Below are 19,670 nucleotides of genomic sequence, written 5' to 3' on the forward strand. Positions count from 1 at the left end.
GAAGCTTATAAGACCTTTCCGTAAAGGTCGAAATCTTCTGCAGCACCAATGCGGACCTGGTAAAAATCTCCGGTTCTCAAATACCCATCAGCTGTTGGGATCAGCACCTCGTTGTCAACATCAGGGCTGTCAAATTCCGTACGTCCAACGTAGTATCCGCCTTCCTGACGATCAATCACAACGCGAAACTCCTGGCCGATCTTCTGTTGGTTCAGCTCCCAGGAGATCTGGGATTGTACCTCCATGATCGCATTAGCTCGCTCCATCTTGACTTCTTCGGGCACATCGTCCTCCAACTGATACGCATGGGTGTTCTCCTCGTGGGAGTAGGTAAAGCATCCCAAGCGTTCGAAACGCTGGTCGGTCACCCACTGTTTAAGCAATTGAAAGTCTTCTTCGGTCTCCCCGGGATAACCTACGATTAAGGTGGTACGGATAGCCATACCTGGAACAGCCTCGCGGAACTGATCCAGTAAGCGATTGGTCTTGGCCATGGTAGTTCCCCGGCGCATGGATTTCAAGATCGGATCGGCTATATGCTGTAAGGGAATGTCAATGTAATTACACACCTTGTCCTCCTCACGCATCACTTCCAGTACATCCAAGGGGAAACCGGTCGGAAAAGCGTAGTGTAAACGGATCCACTCTATGCCTTCAACCTGGACCAAGGCCCTTAAAAGGTCCGCCAGTTTACGTTCCTTGTAGAGATCCAAACCATAGTAAGTCAGGTCCTGGGCGATCAAGATCAGTTCCTTGACCCCATCCGCAGACAGTTTTTCGGCTTCGGTCACCAGATCTTCAATGGGCTTGGACCTGTGCTTACCCCGCATCAAAGGGATGGCACAAAAAGAACAGGGCCGGTCGCAGCCTTCGGCTATTTTGAGATAAGCGTAATTCTTAGGAGTTGTGGTCAATCGTTCACCTACCAATTCGTGTTTGTAGTCAGCACCAAGTGCCTTCAGTAAAGATGGTAGCTCCGTAGTGCCAAAATACTGGTCCACATCCGGAATTTCTTTCTGCAGATCGGGTTTGTAGCGCTCAGACAGGCAACCCGTCACAAAGACTTTATCCACTAGCCCTTCTTCCTTCTTTTGAACATACTCTAGGATGGTGTTCACACTTTCTTCCTTGGCATTGTCAATGAACCCGCAGGTATTGATAACTACGACCTCTCCTTCTTGCTCATGTACCACGTCCATGTCGTTGGCACGAAGCTGCCCCATAAGGACCTCAGAATCGTATACATTCTTACTACATCCTAAGGTAACAACATTGATCGTGTTCTTCTTTAAAGTTTTGGTCCTCATACGATTATCTTGTCTTTTCCAGCAATTGTATTCATTGTCTCTAAGAGCGTAAAGATACCTAACATAAGCTTGACCAATAAAAAATACAAGGATAACCTTCAGGAAATTATTTGAAGATCTGCCAAAAAATCAGACTATTAAACAGCGGAGATCCCATCATCATACCGGTTTATTTAAACCATAAAATCACACAAAAAATTAACAAGTTGAAATCGCATTCATGGTAACTATTTGAATCACATAAACTTACATAATCGTATCATTAATACTATTCACCGATAGATATGTGTAGTTTCATCGAAAATTTTCTACTGATTAACTGTATTGAAATAATTTCATTTCAGTTCTCTAATATCTTTTCTTATGAAACACATTTTAGCTTTCTTAATGTTTAGCTGCTCATTCTTAATGGGTCATGCACAAAACACAACAGTCGAAACGACCAAATGGAAATTAGATCGAACAAAGCTACCTATTGTCCCCCCTCCAGCACCGAAGTTCACAGAACTAGATGCCCGGAATACAAAGCAGCCCGAAGCCTTTGATGTTGCAGCACCAGAAGGTGCGCCAAATGTCTTGATAGTCATGCTTGATGATGTGGGTTATGCCCACTCAAGCACCTTTGGTGGACCAGTAAACATGCCTACCGCTGAGTTGATAGCACGAAACGGTTTAAAATACACGCACTTTGGAGTAAATCCCATGTGTTCGCCATCAAGGGTGGCATTGATGACCGGAAGAAACGCGCATACAGCACATCAAGGGGCTGTCTCTGAAGTAGCTACGTCCTATCCAGGTTATGATGGCAAACGCCCAAAGAGTGTTGCATTAATGGCCGAAATGCTACAAATGAATGGCTATGCTACGGCATACATAGGAAAAAATCATGAAACTCCTGCTTGGACAGTAAGTGCTGCGGGCCCCTTCGACTATTGGCCTACTCAAAATGGATTTGACAAGTTTTACGGCTTTATAGGAGATGAGCAAAACCAGTGGTATCCAGCTATTTTTGATGGCACTTCAGCTGTGGATATCGATTATGAAGATCCTAACTTTCATTTACAAGAAGATTTTGCAAGAGAGGCTACAGAATGGATCCAAAGTCAAAAATCATTGAATCCGTCAAAACCATTTTTCATGTACTTTTCAACAGGTACAGCACACGCACCGCATCAGGTACCTCAAGCCTACATCGATAAATACAAAGGTAAGTTTAATGGAGGATGGGATGAATTGAGAAAAACCACCTTGATGAATCAAAAGGAATTAGGTGTTGTTGATGAAAATACCGTGCTGGCTGAAAAAGATCCTTACATCGTAGATTGGGAAACCCTAAGTACTCCGGAAAAAATGGTTCATGAAAAAGAAATGGAAGTAGGTTCAGCCTTTATAGAACACGCAGACGCACAAGTCATGAAGGTTGTGGAAGCCATCGATAAGCTGGGTGAACTAGATAATACAGTCATCATCTATATCATGGGTGATAATGGCGCAAGTGCTGAAGGAACCATAAGCGGTTTAGTGAATATCAACTACTACTACAACAATATACTAGACAATACAGCTTCAAGAGCCGGGCAAATAGAAAGCTTCGGTGGAAAAGATTATAATGGCATTTATTCATCAGGATGGGCAGTAGCTGCTAACACGCCCTTTAAATGGACAAAACAAGTAGCCTCTGGTGGTGGAACCTTTGTTGGAGCAATTGTTAGCTACCCTGAAAAAATAAGGTCTAAAGGTGAAGTGCGACACCAATTTCACCATTTAATTGACGTAGCACCCACCATACTCGACTTAGCCGGGCTCCCAGAGCCAACCCATGTAAATGGGGCTAAGCAAATTCCAATGCAAGGAAAAAGCATGGCTTATTCCTTTGATGATGCCAATGCAACAAGTAACCACCAGACCCAGTATTTTGAAGGTTTTGGCAACAGATCGATCTACCATGATGGCTGGTATGCACAAGTGGTTCACAAGGCTGCATGGGAACAAAAACCGAGAAGATCATTTCAAGATGACATATGGGAGCTGTACGACTTTAAAAATGATTTTTCAATGAGTCGAGACCTGGCGCAAGAGATGCCTGATAAGCTCGAAGAAATGAAGAAGTTATTCGACCAAGAAGCTATTGCTAACAACGTGTATCCCTTAGATGACAGGGTTGTGGAACGGATTAACCCAAAAATAGCTGGGCGCCCAGATCTCATGTTTGGCCGAAAAGAACTAACCGTTTATCCGGGTATGGATCATTTATTTGAAAATGCCTTCATCAATACCAAGAATACAAGCTTCAAAATCACATCTGAAGTCACTGTAACAGATAAGGCCGAAGGGGTAATTTTAGCCATGGGTGGACGTTTTGGTGGATACGCTTTGTACGCAAAGGATGGTAAACTATGCTACACGTACAACTATCTAGGTGATGAAAAATATGAAACTTTAGCGACCTCAAGATTGAAAAAAGGACGACAATTGGTTGAAATGCAATTTGACTATGAAGGCGATGGTGTTGGCAAGGGTGGACAAGTCACTTTAAAAATAAATAATGAAGTGGTAGGCCGAGGATCAGTAGGTAAAACCATGCCCTATGTTTATGCCACTTCTGAAGGTGCTTCTGTGGGATGGGATGATTCTAGTCCTGTGAGTGAAGATTACGTTGTAGGACCAAAGAACAAATTTAATGGTACAATCGATTATGTAAAAATCGCTATAAATGATTAAGACACTTTTTATAAATCACTAAAAATATTGAAGAGGAGTCCATTAATTTGACTCCTCTTTATTTGTACACAAATGTACATCCAAGGACGAACTTATAAAACGACACCATCCTTTGAACACCCAAGAATACTACATTGATGGTATTCTTCCTAAGGGATTTGGTCCGCATGGATTAATTAAAAAAGGAATCGACGAATTCGTGCTTATTGAAGACCTGCAGATCTTCTATACCTTCTCCTACCCCAATATATTTGACCGGTATCTGGAATTGATCCGATATTCCTATAACGACACCACCTTTAGCGGTACCGTCCAGTTTTGTCACCGCCAGAGCGTTGACCTCGGTAGCCGCTGTGAACTGCTTGGCCTGTTCGAAGGCATTTTGACCCGTCGAGCCATCTAGCACTAGTAGAACTTCCTGAGGTGCATCCGGAACTACCTTCTGCATGACCCGTTTGATTTTGGTCAGCTCGTTCATCAGGTTGACCTTGTTATGCAACCGCCCTGCGGTGTCGATGATCACCACATCGGCCTGCTGGTTAACAGCGCTTTGAAGGGTGTCAAAAGCCACACTGGCCGGATCGCTGCCCATATCCTGTCGGACGATAGGCACATCGGTACGATCTGCCCATACCTGCAGTTGGTCGATCGCCGCTGCGCGGAAAGTATCCGCTGCTCCCAGCACTACCTTATATCCTTTAGCCTTGTACTGATTGGCCAGTTTACCTATGGTGGTAGTTTTCCCAACACCATTCACCCCAACAACCATGATCACATGAGGTCTGCTCCCTTCCGGCAATGCGATCTCACTATCCTCTCCGGTATTGGATTCACTGAGCAAACCAGCGATCTCTTCTCTAAGGATCTGGTTTAATTCTTCTGTGCCCAGGTATTTGTCTCTGGCAACTCGCTCCTCTATCCGCTCGATGATCTTTAGCGTGGTATTGACACCTACATCGCTGGTCACCAATACCTCCTCCAGGTTATCCAACACATCGTCATCGACCTTGCTCTTACCGGCTACCGCCTTTCCTAGTTTTTCGAAGAATGAAGATTTGGATTTCTCCAAGCCCTTGTCGAGGGTCTGTTTCTTCTCTTTGGAAAATATTCGCTTAAATACGCTCATGTGCTGATTTTAGATAGAAGCTCTTGTGCAATGATCTCATGCTTCCCAAGCTCTGCAAAAATAAGGCCTCATTAGTTGCTTTGCAAGCCACTGACAACCATAAAAAAAGCCACCCTGTACAGGTGGCTTTATTTCACAAATCTGTGAAATTATTTTTTACTCAACCATTCGTTCACCTTGTCTGGTGCCATAATGGATTCTACAAATGTGTAAGCGCCAGTTTTCTCTGATTTTACCATCTTGATGGCCTTGGTCAGACGCTTGGATCCGGTTTGTAACGATGCTACTGATTTCTTTGCCATGACGCTAAATTATTTGATTTCTTTATGAACGGTCATTTTCTTCAGGATCGGGTTGAATTTCTTCAACTCCATACGATCCGGAGTGTTCTTTTTGTTCTTGGTGGTGATATAACGGGAAGTTCCTGGCATACCAGTCGCTTTGTGCTCTGTACACTCTAGGATCACCTGAACTCTGTTACCTTTCTTTGCCATTGTAACCGATCTTTTACTTTATAGTGCTTACTTGGTTAAGTATCCGTTTTCGCGGGCCTCTTTAATAACCGCAGAAATTCCTTTCTTGTTGATATTCTTCAAGGCCGATGTCGATACACGTAAAGTGATCCACTTGTCCTCTTCTGGGATGTAGAATCTCTTCTTTACCAGGTTTACGTTGAACTTGCGCTTAGTCTTGTTCATCGCGTGGGAAACGTTGTTCCCAACCATGGCTTTCTTTCCGGTAAGTTCGCAAACTCTTGACATTTCTGCTAGGTTTTAATAGTAGTTTTTAAACAGGGTGCAAATTTAAACAATAAATTCGGTACCCACAACAAAACAATTTCAGTTTTTTAATATTTCTGCCAGCAGCATTTCAAAGGCCTTGTTCACAGCTTTGCGAATGATCCGTTCCCTGAGTTGTCCGAATAGGAAACGCTCGGAAATTACGCCCTTGGGCGATGCTATGGCAATGCATACAGTTCCGACCTCGTCTGTGCCATCTCCTTTGGAGGGACCGGCAATTCCCGTTGTCGCTAAGGCATAATCAGATTTGAATACCTGCTGGGACTGAACCGCCATAGATCGAGCAACCTCTTCACTGACCACGTTGTACTTTTCTATGAGTTGAGCAGGAACGCCAAGTATGCTGGTTTTCAGTTCTGTGGCATAAGGCACCACCGAGCCCCTGTAAAAGGCTGAGGATCCCGCATGCTGAGTTATTTCTTCTGTAATTGCCCCACCGGTGCAGCTTTCGGCCAGACTGAGTGTTTGACCTCGTTCTTTCAGCAAGGCACCTATCCTCCTGTCGATGCTGGTCTCTTCTTCATAGCCAACCGCTATATCATCGTTCATCTTCCACAGTTCCTCCATCAATCCATCTACCTCTTCTTGCAGCGCACGCTGGTCTGGACCTTTGGCAGAAAGACGTAATCTAACCTTACCCAGGTTTGGTAAATAGGCAAGTTTTACATGAGCAGGAAGGGCTATTTCCCAAGACTCGATGCGTTCCGCAATACTGCTTTCCCCCATCCCGTAGGTCAGCAAGGTCTTGTGATAAATATGCGGACGGTTAAACCGGGATACGACCCGAGGAATAACCTCGTTACGCATCAAATGCTTCATTTCGTAAGGGACGCCAGGCATGGATACATAGACGATGTTGTTCTTTTCCATCCACATTCCAGGTGCTGTCCCGTGCAAATTTTGGAGCACGGTAGAAGAGGATGGTACCATGGCCTGGTGCAAATTGGTCGGTGAAGGTTCCCTCTTGAAATACTTTTGGAACAAGTGATGAATATTGTCCAGCACATCCTGATTCTCAACCATTTTGTCTCCCAGGTATTCACAGAAGGTCAGCTTGGTAATGTCGTCCTTGGTAGGACCCAATCCTCCTGTAACCAAAACCAATTGGGCTCGGCCAGCAGCTTCATCCAGGGCCTGGAGGATATGCTCCCTGTCGTCCTGAACCGAGGTGATCTGGAAGACCTGAACACCGATCTTGTTCAGTTCCTTGCTGATGAAGGCGGAATTGGTATCAATTATCTGGCCGATGAGGATCTCATCGCCAATGGTAATGATCTCAGCGAGCATCTATACTTGGAAATCGGCCCTGAGCTCTTCGAAGACCTGGTTCACGGTGTTGACCACTTCTGCAACCATACCGCTAACCGCCGATTTATTTTTGGAAGTACGGGTCCAGGCCTCGATCCCGGTGATCTCTTTCAGCACCGGAACACCAAACATTTCCAAATTCGGCTTCATTTTATGGGCAAACTGGTAGGCCAACTCTTTATTGTCGTTTTCTACCGCCTCTTCCAGAGCTGCGAGGTCCGGGGGATTTCGTTTAGAAAGGTCTGCGCCAAAATTCCCATGAAATCTTCGTCACCTCCGGCTAGTTCGTTCAGACTCTCTATTGAATAACTCTTAGACATATTGATTTACTTCACTTTGATGGAAAACATCTCCCGCTGCCCGATAAAACCCTTTAACTGGTCATTTGTCGAGACTTTTCCGACGCCTGCGGGGGTGCCGGTAAAGATAATGTCTCCGATCTTCAATGTAAAATATTTGGAAATATATTCGATCAACTCATCGATCTTCCAAAGCATAAGGGCTGTGTTACCCTCTTGAACAACTTCTCCATTGCTTTCCAAGCGAAAATCAATATCGTTCACATCCTGGAATTCGGACTTATCCACAAACTCACCAATCACGGCAGCCCCATCAAAACCCTTGGCCTTTTCCCAGGGCAAACCCTTGGCTTTCAATTGAGACTGCAGGTCCCTGGCGGTAAAATCGATACCCAGCCCGATCTGGTTATAGTACTTATGAGCAAATTTCTTATCTATATGTTTACCAATACGGTCGATCTTAACCAGTATCTCGACCTCATGATGGACATCCTGGCTGAACTCTGGGATAATAAACGGATTCTTCTTGAGTAAGATGGCCGTATCAGGCTTTAAAAAAATGACTGGGTCCTTAGGCCTTTCATTGGCCAATTCTTCGATATGGGCAGCATAATTGCGGCCTATACAAATGATCTTCATAGCATTAAAGTAGCTTGTTGTTTAGCTTTCGCAGTTTGACGCGGGTCAGGACTTTCTTCGTATACAGTGGAAAATCAGCATTCAGCAGCCAACCAAAGTACCCTGGCTCTTTTTCCAGTATCTCGGATACCCGGCTGCCTTTGTGCTTCCCAAAGGTGAATACCTCTTCCCCTTCTTTATCGAAACCAACAAACCCGGCATAGTCCGCAAACTGCTTATGTGAACTAAATCCAGCCAACCAGCCCATGTCATTCTGAAGATCGTCATATCTGTCCAACTGGGACTTAAGGACCTCGTAGGTGGCTATGGTATCCGCCTCAGCACTGTGAGCATTCTCCAGGGTCTTGCCACAATAGAACATGTACGCGGCTTCCAGGGTACGCTTTTCTTTCTTGTGAAAAATGGTCTGAACATCGACGGAATTGGCTTTCTTAAGGTCAAGATCAACCCCTGCCCGTTCAAGTTCTTCCGCTAATATTGGAATATCAAAACGATTGGAATTATAACCTCCCAGGTCACTGTCCTTCATTAAGGCAACAACTTTCGGTGCCAGTTCGGCAAAGCTGGGCTCATTGGCAACCATGTCATCGGTTATTCCATGAACTGCACTAGCTACCTTGGGAATAGGAATTCCCGGATTGACCCTCCAGGTATGCCCTTCTTTGTTGCCGTTGGGAAATACTTTCAGAATGGATATTTCAACGATCCGATCGGATGCCAATTGTATTCCGGTAGTTTCGAGATCGAAAAAACAAATAGGTTTCTTCAGTTGTAATTCCATACTGAGTGCGGATTTATTTTTTTTTCAGTCCCATTCAGGGACTTACAATTGGGTTATCTCTAGATCTCGCGATCCATATCCCAGGCCTCCAGATAATCTGCTACGGCCTTGACGAACTGGCCCCCTAAAGCTCCATTGACCACTCTGTGATCATAGGAATGAGAAAGGAACATCTTGTACCGTATGCCGATAAAATCGCCGTCAGGGGTCTCGATCACTGCGGGAACTTTTCGAATAGCACCTAATGCTAATATTCCAACCTGAGGCTGGTTGATAATGGGTGTCCCCATCACACTGCCAAAGGTACCAACATTGGTTACTGTATATGTTCCTCCCTGGATCTCATCCGGTTTCAGTTGATTATTCCTTGCCCTGTTTGCCAGATCATTCACCGCTTTGCTCATACCTACAAGATTCAACTGATCTGCATTCTTGATCACGGGAACGATCAAATTACCATCTGGGAGAGCTGCAGCCATTCCCAGGTTGATCTGTTTCTTTTTGATGATGCGATCTCCATCTACGGAAATATTCATCATCGGATATTCCTTCAGCGCACGAGCAACAGCCTCCAGGAAAATTGGGGTGAAGGTAAGCTTCTCACCTTCCCTTTGCTGATAGGCATTCTTGATCTTGTTCCGCCAATTCCATATGTTGGTCACATCGCATTCCACAAAGGACTGTACATGTGCCGATGTGCTTATACTATCAACCATATGATGGGCGATAAGCTTGCCCATTCTGCTCATCTCGATAATTTCATCTTCTCCATTCACCGAGACTGCCGGTGTTTCTGCCTTAGTTGGAGCTGGGGCTGCCACCGGAGTAGGCTGTGGAGTTTCTTGCACCACTGGAGCAGCAGATGAACCTCTATTCTCCAGGTAGTTCAACATATCTTGTTTGGTCACACGATTGTCCTTTCCAGTACCGGGAATTCGGTCTAGTTCTTCCTGGTTGATTCCTTCCGTGGAGGCTATGTTCCTGACCAAAGGAGAATAGAATCTTCCTTCTGTGCTTGATACTGTTTGGTGAACCTCTTCTACCGCTTCTTCCACCCGCTGGCTTACCTCTTGAACGACTTCAGGTTGTGGGACGCTCTCTGGTGCGGATTGTGGTTGCACTGCTGGCGCAGGAATTTCAACTTCAACATCAGCCTCCGTTTCAATAATGGCTACGGTCTGCCCTACCTGTATAACATCGTCCGCCTGGAACAGCTGTTCTACCAGGACTCCATCTACCTCACTGGGAACTTCACTATCTACCTTATCGGTGGCGATCTCCAGGACAGCCTCATCGGCCTCTATGGTGTCACCAACCTGCTTCAGCCAGTTAGTCAATGTAGCTTCGGCCACACTCTCACCCATTTTGGGTAATTTCAGTTCGAATTTTGCCATAATTGTTACCGCGGTTTAAACGGATGATTTAGGGTTGCTTAGCAGCCGCAAAATTAATCAAAATTTCAGCGAAATCGTTTTCAAAGATCAAAAAACAAGTACCTCACCTTTCTGATCGCTTCTATCACTGCCTAAACAAAAAGAAGCCCCAGAAGGTCTTATACGGAACCTGTTACCCTGACCTTTATGTCGTTCCATCAGCATAAAGACCTGATTGTAATCAATATAGTCCAAGTCAAAAAGAAAGAGAGTCTGGGTGTAGGTCTCGCTCCCGACTTCAGACTTGGATACGGTTTTGACCCGATCAGGATATGAGGCCGACAATTTCTTGAGAAGAGGCAAGTTCTCTGTCAGCACAAGGATCTGATCATCCTGCTGATGTGCTGTCTGCACAGGGTTTGACCTGGAACGCACAGATTTCAGCGCTCCTATACCCATATTAACCATGGCGTTGGCCAACCACTGACCACTAAAGTGTTTTTTATAGAAGATGGACATAGCACCATAAAAACGATCCAGGTAGGCCGAATCTTTGTCCGTGCTTTCTCCTTTGTAGTGCAAGGTGGTCACAGACCCCAGGTAATAATTCCGATAGCCGGCCTTGTTCAATTTATAGGATAGATCGATGTCTTCACCGTACATGAAATAATCCTCGTCCAAACCACCAACCTCAAGGTATCTGTCCTTGCGCATCAACATAAATGCACCAACCAGCACAGGAACTTCACCCTGCTGGAATTCGGCCAGCTTATTGAAATAATAAGACTCTTTTCCTCCCAGACCAAGCAACTTTCTCAGGGCCCTCCAGGGAGTTGGAACATATCGTTTGGATTCTGGCAAATAATGGCCGGTACCATCCATAAGACGCACACCCAGGGCACCCAGATCCTCTGCGGACTCAGCAAAAGAGAGCACCTTGACAAAGGTGTCCTGGCTTACCGCAGTATCCGGATTCAGCAAACAGACGTACTCACCCTTGGCTTCCCGAACCGCAAGATTATTGGCCTTACTAAATCCCAGATTCTCTGAATTTGCTAAAAAGGTCACCCCCGGAAACAACTGGGACATCATCTGACCACTGCCATCTGTGGAGGCGTTATCGGCCACGATGATCTCGGCATCCAAGCTTCGCAAGGCATCCTGTACACTGCGAACGCACTGCTCCAGATAATACCTCACATTGTAATTGAGGATGATGACGGATAGTTTCAAAACCTTAGTTGCGTTTTAGTGAGGATTCAAAGGGAATACGGTCCTGCAGGCTGCGACCAAGCGTGACCTCATCGGCATACTCTAGTTCGTCTCCCACAGGTATTCCTCTGGCAATGGTGGAAATGTCGACCTCAGTTCCCTCCAACTGCCTGTAGATATAGAAATTAGTTGTGTCACCTTCCATGGTCGCACTCAGTGCCAGGATCAATTCCTTGACCTCTCCCTGCCTGACCCGTTCTACCAAGGACTGAATTTTAAGCTCCCCGGGGCCCACACCGTCCATAGGGGATATCTTCCCGCCCAATACATGATATTTCCCTTTGAACTGGCCGGTTGCCTCTATGGCCATGACATCACGTATATCCTCCACAACGCAGATCAGTTCCGAGGAACGATTAGGGTTGGAGCAGATCTCACAAACTGGAGTGTCTGAGATATTATGACATTGCTCGCAAAAGATGATATGACTCCGCAAATTGGTCAGAGACTGGCTCAATTGCTCAGTTTGATGCTCTGGTTGTCGCAATAAATGTAAAACCAGACGAAGGGCGGTCCTTCGTCCTATTCCAGGAAGTTGGGACATTTGGTCCACTGCCTGCTCCAGTAGTTTAGAAGAGAATTCCATATTGGGGTCTGTTGGCAAGATAAAAAAAATGCTTCAGAAACCCTTTCGAATCCCTGAAGCATTCAGCGGTAAAACCAGCTTAATTATTTTACGATCAGCCGCTTGGTAACCGATCCTTTTGCCGTACTGACCCGCACAAAATATACACCAGCAGCCAGGCCGGATACATTGACCCGGTGAGGCCCGTTCACATCCACATCGGCCTGATAGATCAACTGCTGACCGGAGAGGTTGAAAACTCGTATATCCGTCTGGTCCGGCTCTGAGAGCACCAAGGTAAATTCATCCTGAGCAGGATTTGGGAAAAGGGCTACGGTGGCATCGTTAAGGAATTGCTCCGCTGCCAATTGAGAATCGTACTTCTCTGACGCCCATAGACCTCGCCCATACGAACCGGCATAAATCTTGCCATCAGCCTGGTTGATCTCTAATTCGGTAATGATGACGTTAGGCAGGTTATTATTAAATGGTTGCCACTCGCTAAAGGTATCGTCAATATAATAGATCCCGTAGTTCATTCCCACATACAGACCATCATCGCCATTGTCATCCCAAAGAACACACTGTGCACTGAAATTAGGTAAGTTCAGGCGCAGGTTCTCCCAGGTTTGTCCTCCGTCTTCGGTCACAAATACACGGGCAGTACTGGTTGTGGCCACCGCTACACGGTCAGGATCTGAAGGATGGACAGAAATAAAGTTGATCGTTCCGCCAGGTACGGTCAACTGCTCCCACTCTGTAGCTCCACCATCGGTTGTACGCCAGATTATGCCTCCCCTGGAGGCATAGATCACCTGGTTATTACTGGGGCTACTTTCATTTCGTCCAGATTCCCTCCGAAATTCTGAGAAATCGCGCTCCAGCTGCCACCAGCACCGTTGTTGGTAGATCGATAAACGATGTTATATCCTACATAAATGGTCCCGGCTACAGAAGGATCTTGTTCAAAAGGTGAAACCCAGTTTCCTTGACCCTGGCCAGGTTCGGGTAAGCCCGAGTATGAGTTTCCACCGTTGGTGGAGCGGTAAAGCTGACCAAATTGAGTTGTCCCAAACATCAGGTTATTGCTGCTTAGGGCGATAAAGCCTTCCATCCCGTCCGCACCGAGCCAGTCTCTCCATCCAACTGCCTCGGTATACCAGGTACTTCCATTGTCCTGTGAACCGGTAGTAATTTTTACATCAGCGGTCTGAGATACTCCTATTCTGTAGAGTTGGCGAATACCCAAACCAGCAGTCAGATCTTCATAATAGTTAGCATTCAGATTCTCCGTGTCTGTGGCTTTAAATATTCCTCCGTCAGAACCTACGTAAAGCGTAGAACCAACAAACTCCAGAATGTCCACATCGGCATGGTGATATCCTCTACCCGCACTGGCTGCTTGCCCAGGGATCCAATCTGAGGTACAGATAAAGTTTTCACCACCGTCCAAGGATCTCCAGGTAAGTACCCCTGCAATATGAACCTCGTCCACGTTATTCGGGTTTACGGCAATATCCATGTCCCTAGGTGCCTGTCCTCCACTTTCAAATCCGGCTGTATCGTAACCAAAGTAATTCCTGTTGGAGTGCCCCATGCTGATGTAAGACAGACCTGAGTCAGTCGACTTGTACAAGTCTCCAAAACCACCGTTATCCTCATCAACCACGTAAACTACCTCCGGATCATCTGGGGAAACTCCGATCATTTTGGCCTCTCCATTCCACGATCCAACTTGTGCAAAGCTAGCTCCTCCGTCAGTTGAGCGCCATACGGATTGGCTTCCCGCATACATCACGGAAAGATCACCAGGCTTGTATTCTACATCATAAGCATTCCCTGAGATCACCTGTGTCCAGTTCACTCCGCCGTCAGTAGTACGGTATAAGCCGGCATTCTCAGAACAGGCAAAGATGATATCAGAATTCGAAGGGTTGATCAGGATCTTGATCACACGAGAGTTGCTAAGATCAGCCAATTGAGTCCAAGTGGCACCTGCATCGGTCGATTTGTAGATCAATCCACTATTGGATCCGAAGAAATAGGTATCGGAATCGGCAGGGTCCACCGCAATGGAATAAACACTTAGGTTAGAAAAATAGTCAGATAATGGGGTCCAGTTCTCTCCTCCATCAAATGTGTTCCAAACACCACCGGTATTTGCTCCGACCACAATGCGATCTGTATTGTTGGGATCCACGTGGAATCCGGTGATACGTCCAACACCCGGGCTCCAGGCAGAGGTCGCATTCCAATCGTCTGGACCTAATTCGATCCAATTGTCTCCTATGGCACCACGGTTATTAGCCGTGTTGTTCAGGTAGGCCTCATATCGGGCCAGTTCTTCCATGTTCTCTGTCAAGGAGACCAGGTAACCCGCTTCATTCTGAAGCCGGTTGGCCATATACTCCCAACGTTTAAATTGTTTGTAGCCGCTTCCACGGCCCTTATCCCGATCGGCAAAATAAGCCTCGGCACTTTCAACAATTTCATCGACCCGATAGGATCCATCCTCGATCATTTCGAGGTACTCCTGAGCATAGGTCCCGGAAAGGGAAAGACTCAAGATTCCAAATAGTAATAGTTTAATTTTCATAGCTTTAATTATTAGCATAAGTGGTTAGAACATTTGGCGACGCTAAATTTACTAAAAAATGTAAGGTATTGGGAATCCAAACTTTGTATTTTTACCCAAATCCCTTCCATAAAGGCCTATGAAGCCACTCCACATTCTCCTGCTGATCGCTGCTTATTTCCTGGTTCTTTTGTTTATTTCTTATATCACCGGCCGGGACGACAGTAATGAGAACTTTTTTAAAGCGGGAAGACAGTCTCCCTGGTATGTGGTGGCCTTCGGTATGGTTGGCGCCTCCCTCTCTGGGGTGACATTTATCTCGGTTCCTGGGTGGATAGGCGACTCTCAGTTCAGTTACTTACAAGTGGTCTTAGGCTATTTGGTGGGATATTTTGTGGTAGCCCTGGTGTTAATGCCTATCTATTATCGGCTTAATGTAACCTCTATCTATCAGTATTTGGACCAACGTTTCGGTACAACCAGCTACAGGACCGGAGCCTTTTATTTCTTTATTTCCAGGATCCTGGGAGCCGCCTTCAGACTATATCTGGTGGCTATTGTACTGCAGCAATTTGTTTTTGACAGCTACGGTATACCTTTCGAAGTGACCGTGATATTGTCAATCCTGCTGATCTGGATCTACACGTTCAGAGGTGGTATCAAAACAATAGTCTGGACAGATACCTTACAAACCTTTTTTATGATCCTGGCGGTGATCATGGCCATTTACCTGATCACGGACAATCTGGACTGGAGTTTTGGGCAATTTCTGGCATCGGAGGAATTTGGGGAGTATAATAAAGTGTTTTTCACTGAAGACTTTCTTGCGCGAAATTATTTCCTGAAGTCCTTTATCGGGGGTATGTTCATTACCATCTGTATGACTGGATTGGACCAGGATATGATGCAAAAGAACCTGACTTGCCGCAATTTGAAGGATGCCCAAAAGAACATGATCAGTTTCAGTTTTGTCCTGGTTGGAGTCACTGTCCTTTTTATGATGTTGGGAGCCCTGCTTTACATCTTCGCGGCCAAGAATGGTATCGGTATTCCGTTGATGGATGGTAAACCCAAGACCGACCTACTCTTTCCTGAAATAGCTTTGAACAGTGGGCTGGGGCTCACTCTGGCTGTTAGTTTTATGCTTGGACTGATCGCTGCAGCTTACAGCAGTGCAGATAGCGCATTAACCTCTCTGACCACCTCTTTCTGTGTAGATTTTCTGCAGATCGACAAAAAGGATGAGATCAAACAGAAAAAGATCAGAAAGCGGGTTCACTTAGGTATGAGTGCACTCTTGGTGGTGGTTATAATCGTATTCAAATACGTACTAACCAGTAATGTGATAGACAGTCTACTGGTCATTGCTGGTTACACTTATGGCCCGCTGTTGGGTTTGTTCGCCTTTGGGATCTTCACCAAGTTCCAGGTCAGGGATAAATACGTATGGATAGTGACTGTGATCTCCGTGGTATTGATCGCACTTATTGCACAGATCCCGGCAGAAGCCTTGGGTGGGTACCAGGTGGGTTATGAACTATTACCCCTGAACGGCTTGATCACTTTCCTTGGTCTAATATTGCTCCGTACCAAGAAGAACTAAGGTACAGGCTACCTCCACATCAATATCGGCTTCCAACAACTTGGCATAGAGCGAAGGGTTCTCTGAGCCAGGATTAAAAATGACACGCCGTGGTTTTAAACTGAGTATATAATCCGCAAAAAGGTATTGGTTAGTGGGATTCACATAGATGGTCACCGTGTCAATCCCCGCAACGGGCTCTAAAGTGGAGCTAATATGAACTCCAAGGACTTCAGCCTCATCTCTCCCAACGCCCACTACCTGGTGGCCATGCTCAAGCAATCGTTTAATCGCTAAATAGGAATATCGGTTAGTATTGGTACTTGCTCCTAAGACGAGTGTCTTTGCAGCTTCGGAGATAGATCGGGATAGGTTCATCGTTGTTAAACTACGTTAAATTGACAAGGAGGTGTAACATCAGTTTCAACTTCTCGTCTATCAAATAGAAATGTTTCTAACTCTTTACTGTGAAATTTTTACGTTGATGGTTAGTGTTAATAATAGCAGTAAAGATAGGCCCGGGGTTCTAGACTCCGGGTCTTTTTTGTTAAGAAATGTTAAAAAGAACATTTTCTGTAACAGCATTTCTCCTGATTCGTCCTATTAACAAGTCCAATTTTGCGGAAAACTGCGTTTTGGATTTAGGTTATACAAAGTAATGAGTATAACCAACATCAATCAAAAAAAGAACAACCAATCAATCAGAAAATGAGACAGTTATCTATTCTCCTGTTCCTACTATTACCCTTATTTGCCTTTTCCACCACCGATCCGGACACCGATGTGCCTCGAAAGATCAGTGGTACTGTGATCGATCAGGCCCTCAACCAACCTTTACCTTATGTGACTGTTGCCATAAAAAATACTGCCGGTGAAATTTTGACCGGTGCAGTAACAGACGACGACGGAAATTTTGAAATTAAGGAGGTCCCGGACGGAACTTTTACCGTCAGTGTCCAATATATTGGATATAAGACCTACAACGCCGAAGTGGTCATTGAGCGAGGTAGCCGAAATATAAATTTGGGGCAAATCTTCCTGGAAGAAGATGTGGAAGCCCTGGACGAGGTTACGGTTACGGCAGAGAGAACGACAATCGAGCAAAAGTTAGACCGTAAAGTGATCAATGTCGGAAAAGACCTGACCACGGCAGGACCAACGGCCTCGGATATCATGAACAACCTGCCTTCCGTCTCCGTAGATCAGCAAACCGGAGTCCTTGCCCTGAGAGGAAATACCAACGTACGGGTAATGGTAGATGGTAAATTCACCAATGTTCCCGTAGCGCAGTTGCTCAAGCAGATACCATCGACAGCCATCAAACAGATCGAACTCATCACCAATCCTTCGGCTAAATACAATCCGGAAGGGATGAGCGGGATCGTCAATATCATCCTTCATAAGAATACACAAGTTGGCTTTAATGGAAGCACTAACGTAGCCCTAACCTATGACAAGCAGCCTAAGTTCAACGCCGGTGTGGATATGAACTACCGAAACGGAAAAGTGAACCTCTTCGGCAATTGGGCTCACAATACATCCAAAAACGAGAATTACGGAAATATCTTCCGACCAGACGAGAATTCAGAGCAGTTTTTTTTCTTCCTGGACGACAGTCAGTCTAACTTGTTTAAAGGAGGCCTGGACTTTTATCTGGATGATAAGAATACGATCTCTGTCTTTACCAACCAGAATATCTTTGACGGTGGAACGGACGGAACCACCGACATCGTGTTGTATAACGACCCATTTGCGGGTGAAGTACAACTATTCTCCAACTTCAGGGACAATATGTCCTCTCAATACAACTTTGATTACAAGCGCGATTTTGACAAGGACGGTCACAACATCGAGCTGGAAGCCGATTACAACATTTTTAATGGAGAAGAGGATGCGACCTTCCTTTTTAGAGGAAATATGCCTACCATTGAGGACTATGTGGATGCCATCGATACAGAAAGAGATCGTTTGACCATTAACCTGGATTATGTCAACCCACTTTCTGAGTCGACCAAATTGGAACTGGGAGCTGAAGCACGGCTGTTCAACTCTGATATTGGCCGAATGACCAATCAGCAGGTCATCAATCCATTTGATGTCAGCGGACCGCTGGTCAATGGACCGAGTACAGACTTCGATTACAGTCGGGACATCTATTCCCTCTATGCTACTTTCGGAAAGAACTGGGAGAAATGGAGTGTTCAGGCCGGGTTGCGTGCGGAATTTGTCGATGTGATTGCTAATACCATTGAGACCTATCAACCAGGTGTGGTCACCGACGACCTGACCAATGTTGATACCGATCCTGACGTCACCGTGACCAGAGATGGAGACAACATCCTGAAGAATTTCGTGAATGACTACTACCAGGTATATCCATCAGCCTTTGTGACCTACACGCCTTCAGAGAAGAACCAATTCCAGGTAAGTTATAGCCGCCGCGTAGACCGACCAGGTTTAGAACAGGTTAATCCTATCAGGGAGTGGGCAACTCCAAGGATCAGTTCTTTTGGAAAAACCAGCCTATTACCTCAGTTTACCAACTCCATGGAGATCAACTATACCCGCTCACTGGAAAAAGGAACCATTACCGCTGGAGTTTTCTACCGAATGATCGAGGACGAGATCAACAGGGCCTTGTTCGTAGACCGTACAGACCTCAACAAAGTGATCCTGACTTACGACAACTTTGAGAATACGAATGCCTACGGGCTTGAGATCTCTAGTAACTATCGTCCTACCAAATGGTGGAACTTCAACGCCAGTTTCGATATGTTCAGTCAAACCCAGAAAGGGGTGAGTGAAAGGCTGGCCGATGTGGAGAACCCAACCGAGGCAGATATTATACAGGAGTCTTTTGAGGTGGACAACACAGCCTGGAACCTGAGGATGATCAATAACTTCAAGGCCACCAAAGACCTGACCTTTACCGCCTTTGCCATGTACAGGGGAAGAGCGAGGACCTTGCAGTTCACCATAGACCCTATGTTCATGTTCAATGTGGGAGCCCGCTATTCCGTATTTGATGGCCAGGGAACCTTCAGCCTGAACTACAACGACATCTTTGACACCATGTACTTTGCTTTCGACGGAGAACTACCCTACAGACAAGTAGGAGCCTTCAATTGGGAAAGTCAAACCTGGAACGTAAGTTTCAACTACCGATTTGGTGGTGGGAAGTACCGGGCCAAGTCCAGAAAACGTCGTGACGATAACGAAAAATCCGGTAGCGGAGGAATTTTCTAGACCATTGACAATCACTCTGTTATATTTTAGTTAAATCGGTTAGGCTCATGCAACAAATGAGCAAAAACAGAGTCTA

At 45.6% G+C, this 19,670-nt stretch carries 19 protein-coding genes; 3 read left to right on the forward strand and 16 right to left on the reverse strand.

What is annotated here, in order from left to right; all coding sequences use genetic code 11:
• Positions 1 to 5: 5 nt before the first annotated feature.
• Positions 6 to 1,307: a 30S ribosomal protein S12 methylthiotransferase RimO gene (rimO, locus tag BST85_RS07600; RefSeq protein WP_104812699.1), complete on the reverse strand. Its 1,302-nt coding sequence runs from the start codon at positions 1,305 to 1,307 to the stop codon at positions 6 to 8.
• Between the two features lie 363 nt (positions 1,308 to 1,670).
• Here rimO and BST85_RS07605 point away from each other — a divergent pair, with 363 nt between their 5' ends.
• Complete coding sequence (locus tag BST85_RS07605; protein ID WP_104812700.1) at positions 1,671 to 4,028, forward strand: arylsulfatase; 2,358 nt, start codon at positions 1,671 to 1,673, stop codon at positions 4,026 to 4,028.
• Positions 4,029 to 4,200: 172 nt separating this feature from the next.
• Here the strand turns inward: BST85_RS07605 and ftsY are convergent, their stop codons facing one another.
• The 14 genes from ftsY to BST85_RS07665 all read right to left on the reverse strand — a co-directional run bounded on the left by ftsY (position 4,201) and on the right by BST85_RS07665 (position 14,787).
• The gene (ftsY, locus tag BST85_RS07610) at positions 4,201 to 5,154 is read right to left on the reverse strand and encodes a signal recognition particle-docking protein FtsY (protein ID WP_104812701.1); all 954 of its coding nucleotides are present in this window, start codon (positions 5,152 to 5,154) and stop codon (positions 4,201 to 4,203) included.
• Positions 5,155 to 5,303: 149 nt separating this feature from the next.
• The gene (locus BST85_RS07615) at positions 5,304 to 5,456 is read right to left on the reverse strand and encodes a DUF4295 domain-containing protein (RefSeq protein WP_104812702.1); all 153 of its coding nucleotides are present in this window, start codon (positions 5,454 to 5,456) and stop codon (positions 5,304 to 5,306) included.
• Between the two features lie 9 nt (positions 5,457 to 5,465).
• Positions 5,466 to 5,648: a 50S ribosomal protein L33 gene (gene rpmG, locus BST85_RS07620; RefSeq protein WP_104812703.1), complete on the reverse strand. Its 183-nt coding sequence runs from the start codon at positions 5,646 to 5,648 to the stop codon at positions 5,466 to 5,468.
• A 27-nt stretch (positions 5,649 to 5,675) separates the two neighbouring features.
• On the reverse strand, positions 5,676 to 5,915 hold the full coding sequence (rpmB, locus tag BST85_RS07625) for a 50S ribosomal protein L28 (RefSeq protein WP_104812704.1): 240 nt from the start codon (positions 5,913 to 5,915) through the stop codon (positions 5,676 to 5,678).
• 78 nt (positions 5,916 to 5,993) lie between these two features.
• Positions 5,994 to 7,241: a competence/damage-inducible protein A gene (locus BST85_RS07630; RefSeq protein ID WP_104812705.1), complete on the reverse strand. Its 1,248-nt coding sequence runs from the start codon at positions 7,239 to 7,241 to the stop codon at positions 5,994 to 5,996.
• On the reverse strand, positions 7,242 to 7,412 hold the full coding sequence (locus tag BST85_RS14335) for a hypothetical protein (protein WP_181039986.1): 171 nt from the start codon (positions 7,410 to 7,412) through the stop codon (positions 7,242 to 7,244).
• 41 nt (positions 7,413 to 7,453) lie between these two features.
• Positions 7,454 to 7,582 carry a hypothetical protein gene (locus BST85_RS14580; RefSeq protein WP_281259698.1) on the reverse strand — a complete coding sequence of 43 codons (129 nt, stop codon included), beginning with the start codon at positions 7,580 to 7,582 and terminating at the stop codon, positions 7,454 to 7,456.
• A gap of 6 nt (positions 7,583 to 7,588) precedes the next feature.
• Positions 7,589 to 8,200 carry a fumarylacetoacetate hydrolase family protein gene (locus BST85_RS07635; RefSeq protein WP_104812706.1) on the reverse strand — a complete coding sequence of 204 codons (612 nt, stop codon included), beginning with the start codon at positions 8,198 to 8,200 and terminating at the stop codon, positions 7,589 to 7,591.
• A gap of 4 nt (positions 8,201 to 8,204) precedes the next feature.
• On the reverse strand, positions 8,205 to 8,981 hold the full coding sequence (locus BST85_RS07640) for a 3'-5' exonuclease (RefSeq protein WP_104812707.1): 777 nt from the start codon (positions 8,979 to 8,981) through the stop codon (positions 8,205 to 8,207).
• A gap of 59 nt (positions 8,982 to 9,040) precedes the next feature.
• Complete coding sequence (locus tag BST85_RS07645) at positions 9,041 to 10,375, reverse strand: dihydrolipoamide acetyltransferase family protein (RefSeq protein ID WP_104812708.1); 1,335 nt, start codon at positions 10,373 to 10,375, stop codon at positions 9,041 to 9,043.
• A gap of 87 nt (positions 10,376 to 10,462) precedes the next feature.
• Complete coding sequence (locus tag BST85_RS07650) at positions 10,463 to 11,587, reverse strand: glycosyltransferase family 2 protein (protein WP_104812709.1); 1,125 nt, start codon at positions 11,585 to 11,587, stop codon at positions 10,463 to 10,465.
• Positions 11,588 to 11,591: 4 nt separating this feature from the next.
• Positions 11,592 to 12,212, reverse strand: coding sequence for a recombination mediator RecR (recR, locus tag BST85_RS07655; RefSeq protein WP_104812710.1), 621 nt, complete (start codon positions 12,210 to 12,212; stop codon positions 11,592 to 11,594).
• A gap of 83 nt (positions 12,213 to 12,295) precedes the next feature.
• The gene (locus tag BST85_RS07660) at positions 12,296 to 13,006 is read right to left on the reverse strand and encodes a T9SS type A sorting domain-containing protein (RefSeq protein ID WP_104812711.1); all 711 of its coding nucleotides are present in this window, start codon (positions 13,004 to 13,006) and stop codon (positions 12,296 to 12,298) included.
• The gene (locus BST85_RS07665; protein ID WP_181039987.1) at positions 13,003 to 14,787 is read right to left on the reverse strand and encodes a VPS10 domain-containing protein; all 1,785 of its coding nucleotides are present in this window, start codon (positions 14,785 to 14,787) and stop codon (positions 13,003 to 13,005) included. The genes BST85_RS07660 and BST85_RS07665 overlap by 4 nt, the downstream gene beginning before the upstream one ends.
• 118 nt (positions 14,788 to 14,905) lie before the next feature.
• Here BST85_RS07665 and BST85_RS07670 point away from each other — a divergent pair, with 118 nt between their 5' ends.
• On the forward strand, positions 14,906 to 16,369 hold the full coding sequence (locus BST85_RS07670; protein WP_104812713.1) for a sodium:solute symporter: 1,464 nt from the start codon (positions 14,906 to 14,908) through the stop codon (positions 16,367 to 16,369).
• Here the strand turns inward: BST85_RS07670 and BST85_RS07675 are convergent.
• Positions 16,340 to 16,726 carry a CoA-binding protein gene (locus BST85_RS07675; protein WP_104812714.1) on the reverse strand — a complete coding sequence of 129 codons (387 nt, stop codon included), beginning with the start codon at positions 16,724 to 16,726 and terminating at the stop codon, positions 16,340 to 16,342. The genes BST85_RS07670 and BST85_RS07675 overlap by 30 nt on opposite strands.
• A 330-nt stretch (positions 16,727 to 17,056) precedes the next feature.
• On the opposite strand from BST85_RS07675, the gene BST85_RS07680 reads away from it, so the two are divergent.
• On the forward strand, positions 17,057 to 19,594 hold the full coding sequence (locus BST85_RS07680) for a TonB-dependent receptor domain-containing protein (RefSeq protein ID WP_104812715.1): 2,538 nt from the start codon (positions 17,057 to 17,059) through the stop codon (positions 19,592 to 19,594).
• Positions 19,595 to 19,670 lie beyond the last annotated feature (76 nt).

This window comes from Aureitalea marina (assembly GCF_002943755.1).
Classification (GTDB): Bacteria; Bacteroidota; Bacteroidia; order Flavobacteriales; family Flavobacteriaceae; genus Aureitalea; species Aureitalea marina.

What these genes read in the sequence shown, in the direction of transcription:
- rimO (WP_104812699.1), bottom strand. Translation starts at nt 1,307, where the DNA reads ATGAGGACCAAAACTTTAAAGAAGAACACGATCAATGTTGTTACCTTA.
- BST85_RS07605 (WP_104812700.1), top strand. Translation starts at nt 1,671, where the DNA reads ATGAAACACATTTTAGCTTTCTTAATGTTTAGCTGCTCATTCTTAATG.
- ftsY (WP_104812701.1), bottom strand. Translation starts at nt 5,154, where the DNA reads ATGAGCGTATTTAAGCGAATATTTTCCAAAGAGAAGAAACAGACCCTC.
- BST85_RS07615 (WP_104812702.1), bottom strand. Translation starts at nt 5,456, where the DNA reads ATGGCAAAGAAATCAGTAGCATCGTTACAAACCGGATCCAAGCGTCTG.
- rpmG (WP_104812703.1), bottom strand. Translation starts at nt 5,648, where the DNA reads ATGGCAAAGAAAGGTAACAGAGTTCAGGTGATCCTAGAGTGTACAGAG.
- rpmB (WP_104812704.1), bottom strand. Translation starts at nt 5,915, where the DNA reads ATGTCAAGAGTTTGCGAACTTACCGGAAAGAAAGCCATGGTTGGGAAC.
- BST85_RS07630 (WP_104812705.1), bottom strand. Translation starts at nt 7,241, where the DNA reads ATGCTCGCTGAGATCATTACCATTGGCGATGAGATCCTCATCGGCCAG.
- BST85_RS14335 (WP_181039986.1), bottom strand. Translation starts at nt 7,412, where the DNA reads ATGAAGCCGAATTTGGAAATGTTTGGTGTTCCGGTGCTGAAAGAGATC.
- BST85_RS14580 (WP_281259698.1), bottom strand. Translation starts at nt 7,582, where the DNA reads ATGTCTAAGAGTTATTCAATAGAGAGTCTGAACGAACTAGCCGGAGGT.
- BST85_RS07635 (WP_104812706.1), bottom strand. Translation starts at nt 8,200, where the DNA reads ATGAAGATCATTTGTATAGGCCGCAATTATGCTGCCCATATCGAAGAA.
- BST85_RS07640 (WP_104812707.1), bottom strand. Translation starts at nt 8,981, where the DNA reads ATGGAATTACAACTGAAGAAACCTATTTGTTTTTTCGATCTCGAAACT.
- BST85_RS07645 (WP_104812708.1), bottom strand. Translation starts at nt 10,375, where the DNA reads ATGGCAAAATTCGAACTGAAATTACCCAAAATGGGTGAGAGTGTGGCC.
- recR (WP_104812710.1), bottom strand. Translation starts at nt 12,212, where the DNA reads ATGGAATTCTCTTCTAAACTACTGGAGCAGGCAGTGGACCAAATGTCC.
- BST85_RS07665 (WP_181039987.1), bottom strand. Translation starts at nt 14,787, where the DNA reads ATGAAAATTAAACTATTACTATTTGGAATCTTGAGTCTTTCCCTTTCC.
- BST85_RS07670 (WP_104812713.1), top strand. Translation starts at nt 14,906, where the DNA reads ATGAAGCCACTCCACATTCTCCTGCTGATCGCTGCTTATTTCCTGGTT.
- BST85_RS07675 (WP_104812714.1), bottom strand. Translation starts at nt 16,726, where the DNA reads ATGAACCTATCCCGATCTATCTCCGAAGCTGCAAAGACACTCGTCTTA.
- BST85_RS07680 (WP_104812715.1), top strand. Translation starts at nt 17,057, where the DNA reads ATGAGACAGTTATCTATTCTCCTGTTCCTACTATTACCCTTATTTGCC.